Below are 17,809 nucleotides of genomic sequence, written 5' to 3'. Positions count from 1 at the left end.
AACCGTGCGGATTTTACGGTAAAACAGTGCCGCCGAATCGGGATGGATACCCAAAATATCGGCGGCAGAACGGGCGGTAACTTCCGGTACAAAAGAACGGAGCGGTTCTTTTTGTACTTCTTTCTTTAATTTGCAGTGTGTTATCTTCATATTTCGAGGGTAACATATCTGCTAATCTGGTACAGACCCGAATAGTGTCATGTTCTTCACTAAGAGATAATTTATCTTCATTATATGGATTACCGAGTTTTAAAAAATTTGCTGCTTTTTCTATAGCAACTTGCCAAGTTTTATATTTATCGTAATTTTTATCAAAACGTACTCCCCCTTGTTTATTGGATAAAAAAGTAATTATCTGATTCATATTAAAAATATTTCCATTATGGAAAACTCGTTTTAAAGTTAAAAATTTTTCAGCAGGACATAAAATTATATTTGTTTCAGCATAGATTATTGGTTCACCAGAAAATTCTTGTGATGAATGATATATAGGGCTAATAATTTTTCCGCCTAAATAAACTCCACCAGCCATATAGAGTGGATTAAATTTAAACCGGTACGGCGTTGCCTCGCCTTGCCGTACTATTTGTACTGTCTGCGGCTCGCCGCCTTGTCCTGATTTTTGTTAATCTACTATAAAAATTAACTTTATTCTCTAAGGTTGACAATTTTTCAAATACCAAACTTGTATCAAGGATGGGCAATTCTATAGTTAAACCTATTTCTTTTGCGAGAATATTTAATTGTTTGTCAATTAACCATCGACGGACAATAGGAGTTGCAATGCTACGTACATATCTTGGAGGAAGAGCATCTACACGAATTAGTGTTTCTTTTAAAGTTGATATATCCTCTTCTAAAAGTTTTTGTAACTCTGTTTTAGTATTCATTCTAACAATCCAAAATATAAGCCATTTGAACAAGACTCAAATGGCTTATTAAGATTTAAATTTAACTTAATTTCTGACAAAGCCAACCTTCCGCGCTTGCCAGCATTTCGGGCAATTTGTCGGCATCCGTACCGCCGGCTTGCGCCAAGTCGGGACGGCCGCCGCCTTTGCCGCCGACTTGTTCGGCTGCAAATTTAACCAGATCTCCTGCTTTGACTTTTCCGGTCAGGGCTTTGGATACGCCGGCGCACAGGGAGACTTTACCCTCGTTTACTGCCGCTAAAAGAATCACGGCGTTGTCGGATTTTCCGGTCAGGTCGGTTACGGTTTCGCGCAGGGCGGCTGCGTCGGCTTCGATTTGTGCGGCAACGAGTTTGGCCGCGCCCAGGTCTTTTGCGTCGTCCAAGAGTTTGGCGCCTGCGTGGACGGCGAGTTCGGCTTTGGCGCGTGCCAATTCTTTTTCCAATGCTTTGGCGTGTGCCGCGCCTGCTTGGATTTTCGCCAGTACGTCTTTTTCGGTTTGGGCTTTGGTTTCGGCAATGATGTCTTTTACCAAACGCTCTTGCTCTTGCGCCCATTTGAGTGCGTTCAGGCCGGTGATGGCTTCGATACGGCGTACGCCTGCGGCAATACCGCCTTCGCTGATGATTTTGAAGAGGCCGATGTCGCCGGTGCGTGAAACGTGTGTGCCGCCGCACAATTCGGTAGAGAAACCGCCCATTTGCAGTACGCGTACTTCGTCGCCGTATTTTTCGCCGAAGAGCATCATGGCGTCGGTTTTTTGCGCGTCTTCCATGCTCATAATGGCTGCGTTGACGGCAACGTTGGCCAAGATGGCTTCGTTGACGCGGCGTTCTACTTCGGCGATTTCTTCGGCAGTTACCGCTTGGGGATGGGAAATGTCGAAACGGGTGGATTCGGCGGTAACCAAAGAGCCTTTTTGTTCGACGTGTCCGCCCAATACGTCGCGCAGGGCTTTGTGCATCAGGTGGGTCGCGCTGTGGTTGCGCATATTGGCATTGCGGATTTCGTCATCCACTTTGGCGGTAATGCTGTCGCCGACTTTCAGACGGCCTGAAGTTTGTACGCCGAATTGGCCGAATACGGCCGCTTTGATTTTTTGGGTATCGCGTACTTCAAAGCGGTTTTCGCCTGCGAAGATATAGCCGACGTCGCCGACTTGGCCGCCGGATTCTGCATAGAACGGGGTAAAGTCGATAACGACGGCACCGCTGTCGCCTTCGTTCAATTCGACGACTTGCTCGCCGTCTTTGTAGAGGGCGAGGACTTTGGATTCGGTTTGGCGTTCGCTATAACCTTTAAACTCGGTGTCTTGACCGTCGTAAGGCAGTTGGGCGTTGGCTTTGAAGCTTTGGGCGGCGCGTGCGCGTGCGCGTTGGGCTTCCATTTCGCGCTCGAAGCCTGCTTCGTCCGGTTCGATATTGCGTTCGCGGCAGATGTCGGCAGTCAGGTCGTATGGGAAGCCGTAGGTATCGTAGAGTTTGAAGATAATTTCGCCGCCGAGTGTTTTGCCGCCTTTGGCCAGCGCGTTTTCCAACAAAGCCATACCGGTTTCCAGAGTTTGGGCAAAACGGCTTTCTTCGTTTTTCAAAGCTTCTTCGATTTGCGCCTGTTTTTCTTTCAATTCAGGATACGCGCCGCCCATCTCTTGAACCAAATCGGCAACGAGTTTGTGGAAGAACGGTTTGCTTTGACCCAGTTTGTAACCGTGGCGCACGGCGCGGCGGATGATGCGGCGCAATACGTAGCCGCGTCCTTCGTTGGAAGGCAATACGCCGTCTGCAATCAGGAATGAGCAGGAGCGGATGTGGTCGGCGATAACTTTCAGGCTGGGTTCTTCCATACTGAACGGCGCGCCGGTTTCGCGGGCAACGGCTTTGAGCAGGTCTTGGAACAGGTCGATTTCGTAGTTGCTGTGGACGTGCTGCATCACGGCGGCCATACGTTCCAAGCCCATACCGGTATCGACGGACGGCTTGGGCAGTGGATTCATATTGCCTTGTTCGTCGCGGTTGAACTGCATGAATACGCAGTTCCAAATTTCAATCCAGCGGTCGCCGTCTTCTTCGGGGCTGCCGGGAATGCCGCCCCAGATTTCTTTGCCGTGGTCGTAGAAAATTTCGGAGCAGGGGCCGCAAGGGCCGGTGTCGCCCATTTGCCAGAAGTTGTCGGACGCGTATTTCGCGCCTTTGTTGTCGCCGATGCGGACGATGCGTTCAGACGGCATACCGATTTCGTTCAACCAGATGTTGTAGGCTTCGTCGTCTTCTGCGTAAACGGTCGCCAAGAGTTTGTCTTTGGGGATGTTGAGCCATTCGGGGGAAGTGAGAAACTCCCAAGCGAAGTGGATCGCGTCGCGTTTGAAGTAATCGCCGAAGGAGAAGTTGCCCATCATTTCAAAGAAGGTGTGGTGGCGGGCGGTGTAGCCGACGTTTTCCAAGTCGTTGTGCTTGCCGCCTGCGCGTACACATTTTTGCGCGGTGGTGGCGCGGCTGTACGGGCGTTTGTCGAAACCTAAAAATACGTCTTTAAACTGGTTCATGCCTGCGTTGGTAAACAGCAGGGTCGGGTCGTCGTGCGGCACGAGGCTGGAAGAGCGGACGACGGTGTGGCCTTTGGTTTCAAAAAATTTTAGGAATTTTTGGCGCAGTTCGGAGGTTTTCATAATTTTTTCAATGTCTCTCAAATGTCTTGTCATGGTAAAAGCAGGGAAAACGAACGGCGGTATATTACCGCAAATCCCTGTTTCTAGCTATGGAAGCGGCGGCTTTCAGACGGCATTGCGGGATTTTGAATGCCGTCTGAAGCCCTGTTACCAATATCGGCTATAATGGCCGCTTTCTCCAACCCGATATGCAAGGAATGATAATGGTCAAACATCTGCCACTCGCCGTCCTGACTGCTTTGCTGCTTGCAGCGTGCGGCGGTTCGGACAAACCGCCTGCCGAAAAACCGGCACCGGCGGAAAACCAAAACGTATTGAAAATTTATAACTGGTCGGAATACGTCGATCCGGAAACCGTTGCCGATTTTGAAAAGAAAAACGGCATCAAGGTTACTTATGATGTGTACGACAGTGATGAAACGCTGGAAAGCAAGGTGCTGACCGGAAAATCCGGTTACGACATTGTCGCGCCGTCCAATGCGTTTGTGGGCAGGCAGATTAAGGCAGGTGCGTATCAGAAAATCGATAAGTCGATGATTCCCAATTATAAACATCTCAACCCTGAAATGATGAGGCTGATGGACGGGGTCGATCCCGACCACGAATACGCCGTGCCGTTTTATTGGGGGACAAATACCTTCGCCATCAATACCGAACGCGTGAAAAAGGCTTTGGGTACGGACAAGCTGCCGGACAACCAGTGGGATTTGGTGTTCAACCCCGAATACACGTTCAAACTCAAACAATGCGGCATCAGCTATTTGGACAGCGCGGCGGAAATTTATCCCATGGTGTTGAACTATTTGGGCAAAAACCCGAACAGCAGCAATACGGAAGACATCAGGGAGGCAACCGCCCTGCTCAAGAAAAACCGCCCCAATATCAAACGCTTTACTTCGTCCGGCTTTATCGATGATTTGGCGCGCGGCGATACCTGCGTAACAATCGGTTTCGGCGGAGATTTGAACATCGCCAAACGCCGTGCCGAAGAAGCGGGCGGCAAGGAAAAAATCCGCGTGATGATGCCGAAAGAGGGCGTGGGGATTTGGGTGGATTCTTTCGTGATTCCGAAAGATGCGAAAAACGTCGCCAACGCGCACAAATACATCAACGACTTCCTCGATCCGGAAGTGTCGGCGAAAAACGGCAATTTCGTTACCTACGCGCCTTCGAGCAAGCCGGCGCGCGATTTGATGGAGGACGAATTTAAAAACGACAATACGATTTTCCCGAGCGGGGAAGATTTGAAAAACAGCTTTATCATGGTGCCTATCCGGCCGGCGGCATTGAAGTTTATGGTGCGCCAGTGGCAGGATGTGAAGGCGGGGAAATAAAGCCCGATATGCCGTCTGAAGGATGTTCGGACGGCATTTTTTATCTTTGGCGGAAGAGGGCTTGCAGCCGCTGTTTGAAGGCAATGGGGCGGATGCTGCTCAAAATGCCGCTGAGGATAATGATGCACATACCGAGTATTTCCTGCCAGAAAAGCTCTTCGCCCAGAAAAAATGCGGCAGACAGGGCGGAAAAGACGACGGTCATATAGGAAAGCGAGGCAACCGTGAATTTGTCGCCGACTTTGTAGGCGCGCGTCATCGACAGTTGGGCAATCAGCGCGGACACGCCGATGCCCGACAGATAAACCGCCGATGGAAAGGACAGGGTGTGCCAGCCGGTCAGCGTCGCCCAAACCGACGACATCGCCACGCCGGTTGCGGAAAGGTAAAACACGACGCGCCAGCCGGGTTCGCCCGCCAAAGACAGTTCGCGCACTTTCAAATACGCCCAGCCGGACATCGCGCCGCCCGCCAGCCCGGCGAGTGCCGCCGGTTCCTGACCGCTGCGGAACGAGGGATTAAGCAGCAATACCACGCCGGCAAAACCAAGGAGCAGCACCGCCTGCGTGTAAACGGAAATCCGTTCTTTCAAAATCAGGAAGGAAAATACCGCCAAAAAAATCGACGAGGTGTAACTCAGGGTAACGCCGGTTGTCAAAGGCAGATGCGTTACCGCGTAAAACAGCAGCAGCATCGCCCCCGTCCCGACCATACTGCGGTTTAAGTGGTTTTTCCAATGGGGCGTGCGGAAGGTGTCGCGCCGCAATACGGCGGCAGCACCGAGCGTAACGGTTGAAAACAGCATGCGCCAAAAGACCAATTCGCCGCTGCCGAGGGCAAATTTTGCCGATGCCTCTTTAATCAATACGTTCATAACGGTGAAGCAGGCCGCCGCCACCAGCATCCAGCCCGATCCTAAAATGTCTTTTTTTGCGGTATCCATAAACGGTCGTTGCGATAAGGACGGTCGGATTGTAAACCTTGCGGCAAGGCTTGTGGAATGTGTTTTTGCCTGCTTCTGATGCCGAAATTTTATTTTTCTTGCCGAACAATTTGTTTTCTCAAGGCAAACTTGATTATAATGGCGGGTATGAAAAAATACCTTATCCCTCTTTCCATTGCGGCAGTCCTTTCCGGCTGCCAGTCTATTTATGTGCCCACATTGACGGAAATCCCCGTGAATCCTATCAATACCGTCAAAACGGAAGCACCTGCAAAAGGTTTTCGCCTCGCCCCTTCGCATTGGGCGGATGTTGCCAAAATCAGCGATGAAGCGACGCGCTTGGGCTATCAGGTGGGTATCGGTAAAATGACCAAGGTTCAGGCGGCGCAATATCTGAACAACTTCAGAAAACGCCTGGTCGGACGCAATGCCGTCGATGACAGTATGTATGAAATCTACCTGCGTTCGGCGGTAGACAGCCAGCGCGGCGAAATCAATACGGAACAGTCCAAGCTGTATATCGAGAATGCCTTGCGCGGCTGGCAGCAGCGTTGGAAAAATATGGATGCCAAACCCGATAATCCCGCATTTACCAACTTTTTGATGGAAGTGATGAAGATGCAGCCCTTGAAATGACGCGGTACGCAAATGCCGTCTGAAAGCTTTTTCAGACGGCATTTGCGTTTGAAGCCCCGATTTATTTTTGCCCGCCTTCTTTCCGGTATTGCCCCGGCGAAACGTGATATTGCCGTTTGAACGCCTTGCCGAAATGCGTTTCCGACTGAAAGCCCACCGACAGCGCGACCTCCAAAACCGAATCCGGGGTTTTCTTCAGCAGCAATGCGCCTTTTTGCAGGCGGATATGGTTCACAAAGGCGTGCGGGCTGAGTCCGACTTGGCTTTTGAAGCGGCGCATCAGTTGCGCGCGCGACATATTGGCGGCGGCAACCATTTTGTCAATATTCCATTCGTCTTCCGGTTTGTCTATCACCTTTTGGATCAAATGTCCCAAACGTTTGTCCTGCCAACCTTTCAATACGCCCGAGAGTTCGACATCCTTATCCTGTTCGAGATAGGCGCGCAGGATAAGCACCAGCAGGACGGACGGTAATGCGTTGACCACGGAAACCGTCCCCGTCAAAGGTTTTTCGCTTTCCAGTTGCAGCATTGAAACCACATACTGCAAACTTGGATGGGCAATGTTCAGAAAAACGGTTTCCGGCAGCCCGTTCATCAAATCGGCGTGGGTGTCGTAGCGGAAACGGGCGCAAAACAGGCTCATATCCAGCCCGTTGCCGCACTGTTTGACCATAAATGTGCCGTTTTGTCGTATGTCCGGTTGTAAACTTTCTCCGTATTTTCCGTCGTGGCTCAACACATGACCCAAGCCGCGCGGGAAAAATACAATATCGCCCGTGCCGACCGGACGCGGGGAAGTTTCGCCGTCGATGCAGAGATAACCGCTGCCCGCCGTAACAATGTGTACCAGCCCTTCGCGTTGCAAGGTTTCATCATTGTCCGCCCAAAAGGCACTGCACATCCGCACTGCCCGTCAATTGGGCGAGATCGACCAGTTTGTCCAGAATGTCCATAAATCTTTTTGAACCATAAAATGAGATGATTAAACGAGAAACACAACTGAATAATTGCAATAATACGCACATCAAAAACAGATACGCAAGCGCGTATCAGGGTTAAACGCAAGAGAAAGGAAAAGAAAATGTTTAAAGATTGGAAAGAACATACCGCATTGGTTAAAAAATCATTCGGCGAGCTGGGTAAGGCGCATCCTAAAATACTGCAAGCCTACGGCGCATTGGAACAGGCCGCCGCCGCCGAAGCACTCGATGCCAAAACGCGCGAACTGATTGCCATCGCCGTTGCCATCACCACCCGTTGCGAGAGCTGCATCAGCGTTCACGCCGCCGCCGCCGCCAAAGCCGGTGCGACCGACAGCGAGATCGCAGGTGCATTGGCAACCGCCATTGCCCTGAATGCGGGTGCTGCTTACACTTACGCCCTGCGTGCATTGGAAGCGGTTGAAACGCAAAAATAATCCGTTTCGGATAAGAAATGCCGTCTGAAAATATTTCAGACGGCATTTTGCCTGTTATGCTTCCCGATATTTTGCAGACAACATATGCAGCCGTTTTTTTCAGACGGCATTTGAGAAACATGGAACAAGTATGAAATATCACCGCTTGGCATTGTTTGCCGCCATAAGCTGCCTGTTGTTGTCCGCCGTTTTTATTGCACCTTACCTGACGGCATTTCACGAACAAGAAAAAATATTTGAATATGCGGATTTGACCGTTACCGCCCCCAACCGCAGCGGACGGGCAATCAAATTGGAGGCGGACGGGCGGCAGTACCGGCTTTCCTGCTACGGGTTCGACAGTTTGTGCACAGGCGGCAATATCGGCAGAGCCATCAGGGCGCGGCAGGTTAAGATTGTTTTAAGCGAAACCGTCGGCAAAGGTTTTTTAAACGGCGTTCTGTTGGAATACCGCAACAGTGGCAGTGTCTATAGCAATAAAGATTTTTCCCGCACGGAAGACCGCCTTGTCGAAGTGTTGGCACAACCTGCCGTTTTCAGCCTGAAACCGGGTATTTTGCTTTTATTGCCCGCCATTTTCCTGCGTTTGAAAAAAATGTGAAAACAGATTGGCGGGGCGGGGGAATGACTATGCGGCAATTTTACGTTTTGGGTTATGAGGATAACCGTTATAATCATAATTTTACAGTCCGCACAGAGAAAACCGATGCCTTGGAACATCCCCATCTTCCTCACATGGTTGAGGGTCTTGCTCATTCCCGTACTGATTGTCCTTTTCTACCTGCCGTTCTCATGGTTTTCAGAAGAAGCAGTCAATGTTGCCGCCGCCGTCATTTTTGCCGTTGCCGCCTTGACCGACTGGTTTGACGGATTTTTGGCAAGGTTGTGGAAACAGACTTCCGATTTCGGCGCATTCCTCGACCCCGTCGCCGACAAGCTGATGGTTGCCGTATCGCTGCTGCTGCTGGTCAAACTCGACCGGACCTATGTTTTGTTCGCGATGATTATCATCGGCAGGGAAATTACCATTTCCGCATTGCGCGAATGGATGGCGCAAATGGGAAAAAGGAGCAGCGTTGCCGTCGCCACCGTCGGCAAGTTCAAAACCGCCGCGCAAATGCTGGCGATTTTCTTTTTGCTGCTGAATTTTCCCGATTTTTACGGATTTAATCTTGTTGTTATCGGCAACATATTGATGTTTATCGCATCTTTGCTGACAGTCTGGTCGATGCTGTATTATCTGAAAATGGCGTGGAAAGAAATTGCCTGAAAAAAACATAAAAATAGCTTGACGGTAAAAACATAATCCATAATAATTGCGTCTTCTTCGATGTCGGAGAGTGAAATCGGGCGGGAATAGCTCAGTTGGTAGAGCGCAACCTTGCCAAGGTTGAGGTCGCGAGTTCGAGACTCGTTTCCCGCTCCAAAAATTTCATTCTTCCGTAATCATTGCGGGAATAGCTCAGTTGGTAGAGCGCAACCTTGCCAAGGTTGAGGTCGCGAGTTCGAGGCTCGTTTCCCGCTCCAAAAATTTCATTCTTCCGTAATCATTGCGGGAATAGCTCAGTTGGTAGAGCGCAACCTTGCCAAGGTTGAGGTCGCGAGTTCGAGACTCGTTTCCCGCTCCAAGTTTTGTAGACAAGCCAGTTTTAGGGCGAGATAGCAAAGTGGTTATGCAGCGGATTGCAAATCCGTCTACGCCGGTTCGATTCCGACTCTCGCCTCCATATATCTTACGGCGGGGTGGCAGAGTGTTTATGCTATGAGGGGTGCAACCTTCATATAGGCCGGTTAAAATCCGCGCCCCCGCCTCCACCTTTCACAAATGCCCGGGTGGTGAAATAGGTAGACACAACGGACTTAAAATCCGTCGGGACTAAACATCCCATGCCGGTTCGATTCCGGCTCCGGGCACCAAGCTGAAAATGACAATGCCGCTCCAAGCGGTTATTTTTTTATCTGTCGGATGGGGATGGACAATATTGATATGTTCATGCCTGAACAAGAGGAAATCCAATCAATGTGGAAAGAAATTTTACTGAATTACGGTATTTTCCTGCTCGAACTGCTTACCGTGTTCGGCGCAATTGCGCTGATTGTGTTGGCTATCGTACAGAGTAAGAAACAGTCGGAAAGCGGCAGTGTCGTACTGACAGATTTTTCGGAAAATTATAAAAAACAGCGGCAATCGTTTGAAACATTCTTTTTAAGCGAGGAAGAGACAAAACATCAGGAAAAAAAAGAAAAGAAAAAGGAAAAGGCGGAAGCCAAAGCAGAGAAAAAGCGTTTGAAGGAGGGCGGGGAGAAATCTGCCGAAACGCAAAAATCCCGCCTTTTTGTGTTGGATTTTGACGGCGATTTGTATGCACACGCCGTAGAATCCTTGCGTCATGAGATTACGGCGGTGCTTTTGATTGCCAAGCCTGAAGATGAGGTTCTGCTCAGATTGGAAAGTCCGGGCGGCGTGGTTCACGGTTACGGTTTGGCGGCTTCGCAGCTTAGGCGTTTGCGCGAACGCAATATTCCGCTGACCGTCGCCGTCGATAAGGTCGCGGCAAGCGGCGGCTATATGATGGCGTGTGTGGCGGATAAAATTGTTTCCGCTCCGTTTGCGATTATCGGTTCGGTGGGTGTGGTGGCGGAAGTGCCGAATATCCACCGCCTGTTGAAAAAACATGATATTGATGTGGATGTGATGACGGCGGGCGAATTTAAGCGCACGGTTACTTTTATGGGTGAAAATACGGAAAAGGGCAAACAGAAATTCCGGCAGGAACTGGAGGAAACGCATCAGTTGTTCAAGCAGTTTGTCAGTGAAAACCGCCCCGGGTTGGATATTGAAAAAATAGCGACGGGCGAGCATTGGTTCGGCCGGCAGGCGTTGGCGTTGAACTTGATTGACGAGATTTCGACCAGTGATGATTTGTTGTTGAAAGCGTTTGAAAACAAACAGGTTATCGAAGTGAAATATCAGGAGAAGCGAAGCCTGATCCAGCGCATTGGTTTGCAGGCGGAAGCTTCCGTTGAAAAGTTGTTTGCCAAACTTGTCAACCGGCGAGCGGATGTGATGTAGTTTGCCGAACGGATGGAAATGCCGTCTGAAGTGTGTTCAGACGGCATTTTTCAAGTTCCGGCTTTGATGTTCCGTTCCGACCACTCTATCCGTTGTCCGATGTCTTTCAAATTGGAATATTGTTCGACCAATCGCGGCACATCGTCCAAACTCATGGCAAACATCCACAGATAAGTGCCGACCGAATAAATATGCCCCGCGCTGCCGTAGCCTTTGAGCGTCATCATCACAAAAGCAAAGCCGAACAAAATACCCATCGCCGCGCCGACGCAGAGATAGCCGAAGGCTTCGCGGTTGGAAATCAGCACACGCAGGCGCGAAACCAGTCCGTAATGGCGGTACAGCTGCCGCTCGTCGAAGTGGTTGTCGCGTTCCAAGCTGTTGTTCAGGCGGAAATACAGGTTTTCGCTGATGGCGGCAAAACGTGGCAAAAGCCATAAAAACAACGCAAGTATGCCCACCGCCGACACGCCGACCCAAAATTCCAGCACCAGCAGCATGATGCACGCGCCGAATATGGATACGACGGATGTCGCGGCAATCGGCAGGTGTTCTTCAAAAAAGCTGACAAATTCACGCGACAGGGCAACCCGTGCAGTTACCGCTGAATGCGGGACTTGCCGCTGCCGTTGTTCCAACACAACCGGCACGGCGATTTCGGTATAAATCCGCGTAAACGTGCGCGTATCGGCAATCCGCCGTGCCGCACCGACCAGCCACATCAAAAATACAACCAAAGCGTACAGCAACGCCTGCCACACCCTCCCCGCAATCACGGCATTAATCGCCCAGCCGCCAAACACCGGATACCCCAGCATCAAAAGGTTTTCCAGTCCGACCGGGGAAAATGTGCCAATCAATCGCTTGCGGTGGGTTTTGGCTATGTGTTTCAACATTTTCCACATATTTGTCCCTCTATTTTTTATTTTCCGAGATTGTTTTTTCCATCACTTCCGCCAGTGCATCCAAATCGGCAAACAGCCGGGTTGTGCGCTTGTCGCCGAATGTGGAAAATACTTTGTCGCTGAATTCCTGCGCGTTTTCTGTTAAAGGTGCGGCATGGACTTTGCCTTTTTCGGTCAGCGACAGCAACCGTTCGCGCCTGTCCTGTTCGCCTTCCTGCCATTCAATCAACCCTTGTCCGGCAAGGGTTTTGCATACGCCTGAAACGGTCTGTTTGGGCAGACTCCACTCTTCTCCGATGTGCTTTTGCGTGCGGCTGCCTTCGGTTGCCAGGGTATAAAGTACGGTAAAGAGGTTGTAATTCAAATCCTGCTGCCCGATCCATTTGTCAAAGACATTGCAAATCAGGTTGATACGGATTCCAAGTTGGTCGAGTCGGTTCATAATTGGTCTTGATATTGACTAAATTTGTGCGGATTATAGTGGATTAACAAAAACCGGTACGGCGTTGCCTCGCCTTGCCGTACTATCTGTACTGTCTTCGGCTTCGTCGCCTTGTCCTGATTTTTGTTAATCCACTATATAGTCATAATCGGGACTGATTTCAAGCGTGGGGCGATAAAAATGCCGTCTGAAACGCTTTCTGGCTTCAGACGGCATATTGTTTGGAAAGGGAAGTCAGTGTTCTGCCAATTTCAGGTAAACGCCGGAAACGTCCTGTTCGCCGTAGCCGGCTTCAACTGCTTTGCGGTAGCTGGCAGCAACGGTTTCGACGGCGGGCAGGGTGTTGCCTGCCTGTTCAAGCTCTTTGACGGCGAGGTTAAGGTCTTTGGAAGCGTGTTTGAGTGCAAAGGCAGGGGGGAACTCACGGTTTGCCCATAGTGATTTTTTTGTTTGAAACATAGGCGAGTCCATTGCCGAGCCGCCGATGGCTTCGACGATGGTGTCGGTATCGATGCCGAACTGCCGCGCCATCAGCATCGCTTCGCTGTACGCTTCGCCGAAAATGCCTAAGAGCGAGTTCAAGACGAGTTTCGCGCCCGAGCCTTTGCCGACATCGCCGAAATGGAAGGTTTTTTTGCCGACAAGGGAAAATATTTTTTGCAGCGGGTTTAAAACGGCTTCGCTGCCGCCGAACAGAATCAGCAGTGTGCCGTTGGTGGCGGGTCCGACCGATCCGGAAACGGGTGCTTCGGCAAACTGTCCGCCTGCGGCTTCGACAAGTGCTTTGACGGCGAGGTTTTCGGTCGGGGAGATGGTGCTCATGTTGACGATGATTTTGCCGGCCAATCCGTCGCGGACTCCGTTCAGGATGTCGCACACGGCGGCATAGTCGGAAACCATCAGGAAAATGACGGGGCAGGCGCGGACGAGTTCGGCGGTGCTGCCGTAAACTTTTGCTCCTTTGGCGGAGATGGGGGCAGTTTTGTCGGGCGAGCGGTTGTATACGCCGACTTCGATGCCGCCGTCCAAGAGCCGCGTTACCATAGGCAGACCCATTTGCCCTAAGCCTACCCAGCCGATTTGTGTGTATGTTTCTGCGGACATAGTGTTTCTCCTTTGTTGGGGCGCTGTAATGCCGTCTGAAGGCTTCCTGCGCTTCAGACGGTCTGTTTGGGGATGTTATGCGGTCAGCGTGCCTTTGGTCGAGGGGGTTTGCCCAGCCATTCTCGGGTCGTGTTCGACTGCCATACGCAGGGCGCGCCCGAAGGCTTTGAATACGGTTTCCGCCTGATGGTGGGCGTTTTTGCCGCTGAGGTTGTCGATGTGCAGGGTCATCATGCTGTGGTTGACGATGCCGTGGAAAAATTCTTCAAACAAATCGACATCGAAACGTCCGATTAGTGCGCGGGTAAATTCGATGTTGTACACGAGTCCGGGGCGGCCGGAAAGGTCGATGACGACGCGGCTGAGGGCTTCGTCGAGCGGGACGTAGGAATGTCCGTAACGGCGGATGCCTTTTTTGTCGCCGAGTGCCTGCCGGATTGCTTGTCCGAGTGTGATGCCGATGTCTTCGGCGGTGTGGTGGTCGTCGATGTGCAGGTCGCCTTTGCAGCTGATGTCGATGTCAATCATGCCGTGGCGGGCGATTTGGTCGATCATGTGTTCGAGGAAGGGAACGCCGGTATCCAGCCTGCTTTTGCCGCTGCCGTCGAGGTTGATGGAGACGGTGATTTGGGTTTCGCAGGTATTGCGGTTGACGGTAACGCTGCGGCAGCCGGCAGCAGATGCGGTTTCGGCAATTCGGGTTTCGGCAGTTCCGGTGCTTTCTGCGGCGGTTTCGGGGACAGTGCGTTCGCGGTGTTTTCTGTCGAGCCAGCCTTTGGGTTTGCCGGTGTGTTTTTCGAGTTTTGCCATCAGGCTGGGACGGATGCCGCGCGCATCGGGGTCTTCTGCCTGCTTTTCAAGGCGTTGTTTGAGTTTGTAAAGTGCGACGGGGGTACGGTAGCCGCAGAGTTTGGCAAGCTTGGGCAGCGAACCTGCTTCTTGGGCGAGAGTCAGGAAGTTGTTCAGGTGGAGTTGTGTCTTGGTCATAGGGATTCCGTTTGGTTTATCGGTAGAGCCGGCGGATAACGTCGAGGACGGCATCGTTTTGTGCGGAGCTGCCTATGGTAATGCGCAGGCAGTGTTCCAAAAGCGGATGTGCGCCGTGCAGTTTTTTGACGAGGATGCGGTTTTGTTTGAGTGTGTCAAACAACAAATCGGCATCGGGTACGCGTATGGTAATGAAGTTTGCCTGACTTGGAAAGGCGTTCAGACGGCATATTTTGCCCAATTCGGCGAACATCCGTTCGCGTTCGTTTTTCAGGCTGTCGATGTTGGCAGAAATGATGCCGTAGTGTTGCAGGGCGAGTTTGGCGGTGGTCAGGCTCAGTTGGTTCATATTGTAGGGCGGCAGGATTTTTTGCAGTTCGCCGATGACTTCGGGACAGCCTGTCGCATAACCGATACGCAGTCCGGCAAAACCGATTTTGCTGAGGGTGCGTAAGACTATCAGGTTGGGAATCCTGCCCGCCTGCGGCAGGAAGCTGTCGCCGTTGAATGCGCCGTAGGCTTCGTCGACGACGACGATGCCGTCTGAAGCTTCGATGGCGGCTTCGATTTCGGCACGCGTGAAACATACGCCGGTCGGGTTGTTCGGGTAGGCGATAAAGGTCAGGGCAGGGCGGTGCTTCCTGACGGCTTCGAGGACGGCGGGCAGGTTGAGGGTGAAATCTCCGTTCAGTGGAACGCCGACATAATCCATGCCGTACAGCGCGGCGTTGTGGCGGTACATGATGAAACCGGGTTCGGCTGCCAACATTGCCGCGCCGGGTTTGGCGGTCAGCATGGTGATGAACTGTATCAGTTCGTCCGAACCGTTGCCTAAGGCGACGGCGGCGCAGTCAGGGATGTCGAACGCCGAACGCAATGCTTCCTGCAAACCGCAGCCGGAGGGGTTGGGATAGAGGTGGATGGGGGCGGATGCCAGTTGCGCCCGCCATTCCCGCATCAGGGCTTCGTGCCCCTCAAAAGGATGGGCGGGGCTTTCCATCGCATCGAGTTTGGCAAAACCGGGCGGAACATCGGTGATTTTGTATGCGGACATGGCGAGGATGTCGTTGCGGATGAAGGAGCGGACGGATTTCATCGTGTTTCCTTAATGGTTGGAATATGCCTGTACGCCGTTTCGGCATTATTTCATACGGAACTCTGCCGCGCGTGCGTGGGCGGTCAGGCTTTCGCCGTGTGCCAGCACGCTGGCGGTTTCGCCTAATTTTTGCGCGCCCTGTTCCGAAACCTGAATCAGGCTGGAGCGTTTTTGGAAATCATATGTCCCCAAAGGCGAGGAAAAGCGGGCGGTTCGGCTGGTGGGCAACACATGGTTCGGGCCGGCGCAGTAGTCGCCGAGGCTTTCGCCGGTGTAGCGTCCCATGAAAATCGCGCCGGCATGGCGGATTTTTTTCGCCCATTCCTGCGGGTTTTCGACTGACAGTTCCAAGTGTTCGGGGGAAATGTAGTTGGAGATTTCGCAGGCTTCGTTCAAGTCTTTAACGAGTATCATCGCGCCCCTGTTGCCGAGCGAGGCCTCGATGATGTCGCGGCGCGGCATGGTTTCGATGAGCCTGTCCATAGCGGCTTCTACTTCGTCGAGATACGCTTGCGACGTGCCGATGAGGATGGCTTGGGCAATTTCGTCGTGTTCGGCCTGGCTGAACAAATCCATCGCCACCCAATCGGCGGGTGTCGTGCCGTCGGCGATGACCAGTATTTCAGACGGCCCCGCCACCATGTCGATGCCGACCACGCCGAACACGCGGCGTTTGGCGGCGGCGACGAAGGCGTTGCCCGGACCGGTGATTTTATCGACTTGGGGGATGGTTTCCGTGCCGTAGGCGAGGGCGGCGATGGCTTGCGCGCCGCCGACGGTGAAGACTTTGGTTACGCCGGCGACGTATGCGGCGGCAAGCACGATGTCGTTGCGTTCGCCTTTCGGTGTCGGTACGACCATAATGATTTCTTTCACGCCTGCGACGTGGGCGGGCATCGCGTTCATGATGACGGAACTCGGATATGCCGCCTTGCCGCCTGGGACGTAAATGCCGACGCGGTCAAGCGGGGTAATCTGTTGCCCCAGCAGCGTGCCGTCTTCATCGGTGTAGCTCCACGATTCCATTTTTTGGCGTTGGTGGTAGCTTTCGACACGGCGGGCGGCGGTCTGCAATGCTGTCTGAACGTCGTTCGGAATGCGCTCGAACGCCGCGTTCAAATCGGCTTGCGTGAGTATTAAATCATCGATGCTTTTAGCGTTTGTCTGATCGAATTTGTTGGTGTATTCAATCAAAGCCGCATCGCCGCGCTTTTGCACGTCGGCGCAAATGTCGGCGACGATGCGTTCGGTTTCGGGGTTTTGCGCGGTTTCAAAAGCCAGCAGGGCTTTGAGTCCGGCTTGGAAATCGGGCGATTGGGTGTTGAGTTTTTTCATGATTTGGGATTCTCCTTTGTTATTTTGGGACTTGGGATCGTCTGAAGCGTCTCTTGCTCGGTTTTGGGTCTGATATACGCTTTTCCTCCCCCGCTACCAAACTTCAATTCGGGCAGGCATTTTTGTTGCAGACCGAGTTTGGCTAATACCTCTTCGCTACGAGAGGTAGTACGGAAACGGTAACGGGTTTGTTTTCTGCCGTTTTTGGTTTCCTCAGTCATTGTTTCAAAACCGTCCACTTCGTACGCACTGACAACAGCGTTTTGCAGACCGGTGTGAACGCCGATAACGTATTTCACTTTTGAAGCAACATCTTTACCGATAACCCAGTTGCCCAACGTACGCGATTTGAGGTTGGCATCGTCTTGGTTGTCGAAAAGGTAGTCTAATTCTTCGTCAGTATCTAAATCGAAAGCATTGTGGATTTTGATGGCGAGAATCAGCCCGTCGGGGTTAATCTCGCTAAGTGGGAGAGAAGAGAATCCAAAGCGGCGATCTAGTTCTTCTACGCTAATACCACCCGGACCATGCCCGGCAATTTTATTTTTGAGTTTTTTACCCAAGACAGATTTAACAAAATGAATTAAGGCAGATTCGGCGGCGAGCGCTTCGACTTCAGTCAGATGATAGCTGATGATATAGCGACCGAGTTTCTTGCATTTGGAGATGGCTTTGAGTTTCCGATCGATAACCTCGCCGGAGACTGGGTCTTGTGAACGACTAGCAACCCATTCATGCTCGAAGATACGATTACCGCAACCTTTTCCGATGTAGAGGATTTTGTCTTTTTTCAGGTCGGTCAGACAATAGACATAAAACCGACGCTCGCCGTTATTCAAAACGGAAAGGGTCGAATCTGAGAATTTTTTTATTTTTGCAACCATTTTAACTTCTCCTATACAGTTTACTGCCGGTGATATTTTCAGACGGCCTGTCGGCGGGAACGGATAGGGTCGTC

Annotated in this window: 16 protein-coding genes, 5 tRNA genes and 2 pseudogenes; 11 read left to right on the top strand and 12 right to left on the bottom strand. The window is 51.7% G+C overall.

Annotated elements, in window-relative coordinates:
• The 3 genes and pseudogenes from DFR77_RS13350 to alaS all read right to left on the bottom strand — a co-directional run.
• Nucleotides 1-150 (bottom strand): annotated as a pseudogene (locus DFR77_RS13350) (IS1595 family transposase); the annotation flags it as partial.
• A 398-nt stretch (nucleotides 151-548) separates the two neighbouring features.
• Nucleotides 549-890, bottom strand: coding sequence for a hypothetical protein (locus tag DFR77_RS14565; RefSeq protein ID WP_003706751.1), 342 nt, complete (start codon nucleotides 888-890; stop codon nucleotides 549-551).
• Nucleotides 891-951: 61 nt separating this feature from the next.
• Nucleotides 952-3,576: an alanine--tRNA ligase gene (gene alaS, locus DFR77_RS06880; RefSeq protein WP_010951224.1), complete on the bottom strand. Its 2,625-nt coding sequence runs from the start codon at nucleotides 3,574-3,576 to the stop codon at nucleotides 952-954.
• A gap of 203 nt (nucleotides 3,577-3,779) precedes the next feature.
• Between alaS and DFR77_RS06875 the strand changes: the two genes are divergently transcribed.
• On the top strand, nucleotides 3,780-4,910 hold the full coding sequence (locus DFR77_RS06875) for a polyamine ABC transporter substrate-binding protein (RefSeq protein ID WP_003689720.1): 1,131 nt from the start codon (nucleotides 3,780-3,782) through the stop codon (nucleotides 4,908-4,910).
• A 40-nt stretch (nucleotides 4,911-4,950) separates the two neighbouring features.
• On the opposite strand, the gene DFR77_RS06870 is transcribed toward DFR77_RS06875, so the two are convergent.
• Nucleotides 4,951-5,853 carry a DMT family transporter gene (locus tag DFR77_RS06870; protein WP_003689718.1) on the bottom strand — a complete coding sequence of 301 codons (903 nt, stop codon included), beginning with the start codon at nucleotides 5,851-5,853 and terminating at the stop codon, nucleotides 4,951-4,953.
• A 147-nt stretch (nucleotides 5,854-6,000) separates the two neighbouring features.
• On the opposite strand from DFR77_RS06870, the gene DFR77_RS06865 reads away from it, so the two are divergent.
• Entirely contained in the window at nucleotides 6,001-6,489 is a 489-nt protein-coding gene (locus DFR77_RS06865; RefSeq protein WP_025455765.1) for a membrane lipoprotein lipid attachment site-containing protein, read from the top strand.
• 61 nt (nucleotides 6,490-6,550) lie between these two features.
• Here DFR77_RS06865 and mtrA read toward each other — a convergent pair.
• Nucleotides 6,551-7,445 (bottom strand): annotated as a pseudogene (gene mtrA / locus DFR77_RS06860) (efflux transporter MtrCDE transcriptional activator MtrA).
• Nucleotides 7,446-7,573: 128 nt separating this feature from the next.
• Here mtrA and DFR77_RS06855 point away from each other — a divergent pair.
• The 9 genes from DFR77_RS06855 to sohB all read left to right on the top strand — a co-directional run bounded on the left by DFR77_RS06855 (nucleotide 7,574) and on the right by sohB (nucleotide 10,982).
• Nucleotides 7,574-7,909 carry a carboxymuconolactone decarboxylase family protein gene (locus DFR77_RS06855; protein ID WP_003699221.1) on the top strand — a complete coding sequence of 112 codons (336 nt, stop codon included), beginning with the start codon at nucleotides 7,574-7,576 and terminating at the stop codon, nucleotides 7,907-7,909.
• Between the two features lie 130 nt (nucleotides 7,910-8,039).
• Nucleotides 8,040-8,510, top strand: a complete 471-nt coding sequence (locus DFR77_RS06850; protein WP_003704792.1) for a hypothetical protein — start codon at nucleotides 8,040-8,042, stop codon at nucleotides 8,508-8,510.
• A 105-nt stretch (nucleotides 8,511-8,615) separates the two neighbouring features.
• The gene (gene pgsA / locus DFR77_RS06845; protein WP_003697959.1) at nucleotides 8,616-9,179 is read left to right on the top strand and encodes a CDP-diacylglycerol--glycerol-3-phosphate 3-phosphatidyltransferase; all 564 of its coding nucleotides are present in this window, start codon (nucleotides 8,616-8,618) and stop codon (nucleotides 9,177-9,179) included.
• Nucleotides 9,180-9,259: 80 nt separating this feature from the next.
• Nucleotides 9,260-9,335 (top strand) — tRNA-Gly (locus DFR77_RS06840).
• A 25-nt stretch (nucleotides 9,336-9,360) separates the two neighbouring features.
• Nucleotides 9,361-9,436: transfer RNA gene (locus DFR77_RS06835), tRNA-Gly, on the top strand.
• 25 nt (nucleotides 9,437-9,461) lie between these two features.
• Nucleotides 9,462-9,537: transfer RNA gene (locus tag DFR77_RS06830), tRNA-Gly, on the top strand.
• Between the two features lie 25 nt (nucleotides 9,538-9,562).
• Nucleotides 9,563-9,636 (top strand) — tRNA-Cys (locus tag DFR77_RS06825).
• Nucleotides 9,637-9,736: 100 nt separating this feature from the next.
• Nucleotides 9,737-9,826 (top strand) — tRNA-Leu (locus tag DFR77_RS06820).
• 103 nt (nucleotides 9,827-9,929) lie between these two features.
• Entirely contained in the window at nucleotides 9,930-10,982 is a 1,053-nt protein-coding gene (gene sohB, locus DFR77_RS06815) for a protease SohB (protein WP_003689709.1), read from the top strand.
• Between the two features lie 50 nt (nucleotides 10,983-11,032).
• On the opposite strand, the gene DFR77_RS06810 is transcribed toward sohB, so the two are convergent.
• From DFR77_RS06810 to DFR77_RS06780, 7 genes are all read right to left on the bottom strand, one after another.
• Nucleotides 11,033-11,887: an ABC transporter six-transmembrane domain-containing protein gene (locus DFR77_RS06810; RefSeq protein WP_003690652.1), complete on the bottom strand. Its 855-nt coding sequence runs from the start codon at nucleotides 11,885-11,887 to the stop codon at nucleotides 11,033-11,035.
• A gap of 10 nt (nucleotides 11,888-11,897) precedes the next feature.
• A complete protein-coding gene (locus DFR77_RS06805) occupies nucleotides 11,898-12,329 on the bottom strand; it encodes a MarR family winged helix-turn-helix transcriptional regulator (protein ID WP_003689706.1) in 432 nt (143 codons plus the stop codon).
• A gap of 234 nt (nucleotides 12,330-12,563) precedes the next feature.
• Nucleotides 12,564-13,433 (bottom strand): NAD(P)-dependent oxidoreductase, encoded by an 870-nt coding sequence (locus DFR77_RS06800; protein WP_003692220.1) that lies wholly within the window; start codon nucleotides 13,431-13,433, stop codon nucleotides 12,564-12,566.
• 75 nt (nucleotides 13,434-13,508) lie between these two features.
• Nucleotides 13,509-14,420 (bottom strand): imidazoleglycerol-phosphate dehydratase HisB, encoded by a 912-nt coding sequence (gene hisB / locus DFR77_RS06795; protein WP_003689701.1) that lies wholly within the window; start codon nucleotides 14,418-14,420, stop codon nucleotides 13,509-13,511.
• 16 nt (nucleotides 14,421-14,436) lie between these two features.
• Complete coding sequence (gene hisC / locus DFR77_RS06790) at nucleotides 14,437-15,516, bottom strand: histidinol-phosphate transaminase (RefSeq protein ID WP_003689699.1); 1,080 nt, start codon at nucleotides 15,514-15,516, stop codon at nucleotides 14,437-14,439.
• A gap of 45 nt (nucleotides 15,517-15,561) precedes the next feature.
• The gene (gene hisD, locus DFR77_RS06785) at nucleotides 15,562-16,851 is read right to left on the bottom strand and encodes a histidinol dehydrogenase (protein ID WP_003689697.1); all 1,290 of its coding nucleotides are present in this window, start codon (nucleotides 16,849-16,851) and stop codon (nucleotides 15,562-15,564) included.
• The gene (locus DFR77_RS06780; RefSeq protein WP_003699225.1) at nucleotides 16,848-17,735 is read right to left on the bottom strand and encodes an LEM-3-like GIY-YIG domain-containing protein; all 888 of its coding nucleotides are present in this window, start codon (nucleotides 17,733-17,735) and stop codon (nucleotides 16,848-16,850) included. Before DFR77_RS06780 ends, hisD begins: the two co-directional genes overlap by 4 nt.
• Nucleotides 17,736-17,809: the final 74 nt, after the last annotated feature.

The organism is Neisseria gonorrhoeae, from assembly GCF_003315235.1.
In the GTDB taxonomy this organism is placed as follows: domain Bacteria; phylum Pseudomonadota; class Gammaproteobacteria; order Burkholderiales; family Neisseriaceae; genus Neisseria; species Neisseria gonorrhoeae.
This window is presented reverse-complemented; position numbering and strand designations above follow the sequence as displayed.

Coding starts and splice junctions, on each gene's coding strand:
- DFR77_RS06850 (WP_003704792.1), top strand. CDS start 8,040: ATGAAATATCACCGCTTGGCATTGTTTGCCGCCATAAGCTGCCTGTTG.
- DFR77_RS06810 (WP_003690652.1), bottom strand. CDS start 11,887: ATGTGGAAAATGTTGAAACACATAGCCAAAACCCACCGCAAGCGATTG.
- hisB (WP_003689701.1), bottom strand. CDS start 14,420: ATGACCAAGACACAACTCCACCTGAACAACTTCCTGACTCTCGCCCAA.
- DFR77_RS06805 (WP_003689706.1), bottom strand. CDS start 12,329: ATGAACCGACTCGACCAACTTGGAATCCGTATCAACCTGATTTGCAAT.
- DFR77_RS14565 (WP_003706751.1), bottom strand. CDS start 890: ATGAATACTAAAACAGAGTTACAAAAACTTTTAGAAGAGGATATATCA.
- DFR77_RS06870 (WP_003689718.1), bottom strand. CDS start 5,853: ATGGATACCGCAAAAAAAGACATTTTAGGATCGGGCTGGATGCTGGTG.
- DFR77_RS06780 (WP_003699225.1), bottom strand. CDS start 17,735: ATGGTTGCAAAAATAAAAAAATTCTCAGATTCGACCCTTTCCGTTTTG.
- DFR77_RS06855 (WP_003699221.1), top strand. CDS start 7,574: ATGTTTAAAGATTGGAAAGAACATACCGCATTGGTTAAAAAATCATTC.
- sohB (WP_003689709.1), top strand. CDS start 9,930: ATGTGGAAAGAAATTTTACTGAATTACGGTATTTTCCTGCTCGAACTG.
- DFR77_RS06875 (WP_003689720.1), top strand. CDS start 3,780: ATGGTCAAACATCTGCCACTCGCCGTCCTGACTGCTTTGCTGCTTGCA.
- alaS (WP_010951224.1), bottom strand. CDS start 3,576: ATGAAAACCTCCGAACTGCGCCAAAAATTCCTAAAATTTTTTGAAACC.
- hisD (WP_003689697.1), bottom strand. CDS start 16,851: ATGAAAAAACTCAACACCCAATCGCCCGATTTCCAAGCCGGACTCAAA.
- pgsA (WP_003697959.1), top strand. CDS start 8,616: ATGCCTTGGAACATCCCCATCTTCCTCACATGGTTGAGGGTCTTGCTC.
- DFR77_RS06800 (WP_003692220.1), bottom strand. CDS start 13,433: ATGTCCGCAGAAACATACACACAAATCGGCTGGGTAGGCTTAGGGCAA.
- hisC (WP_003689699.1), bottom strand. CDS start 15,516: ATGAAATCCGTCCGCTCCTTCATCCGCAACGACATCCTCGCCATGTCC.
- DFR77_RS06865 (WP_025455765.1), top strand. CDS start 6,001: ATGAAAAAATACCTTATCCCTCTTTCCATTGCGGCAGTCCTTTCCGGC.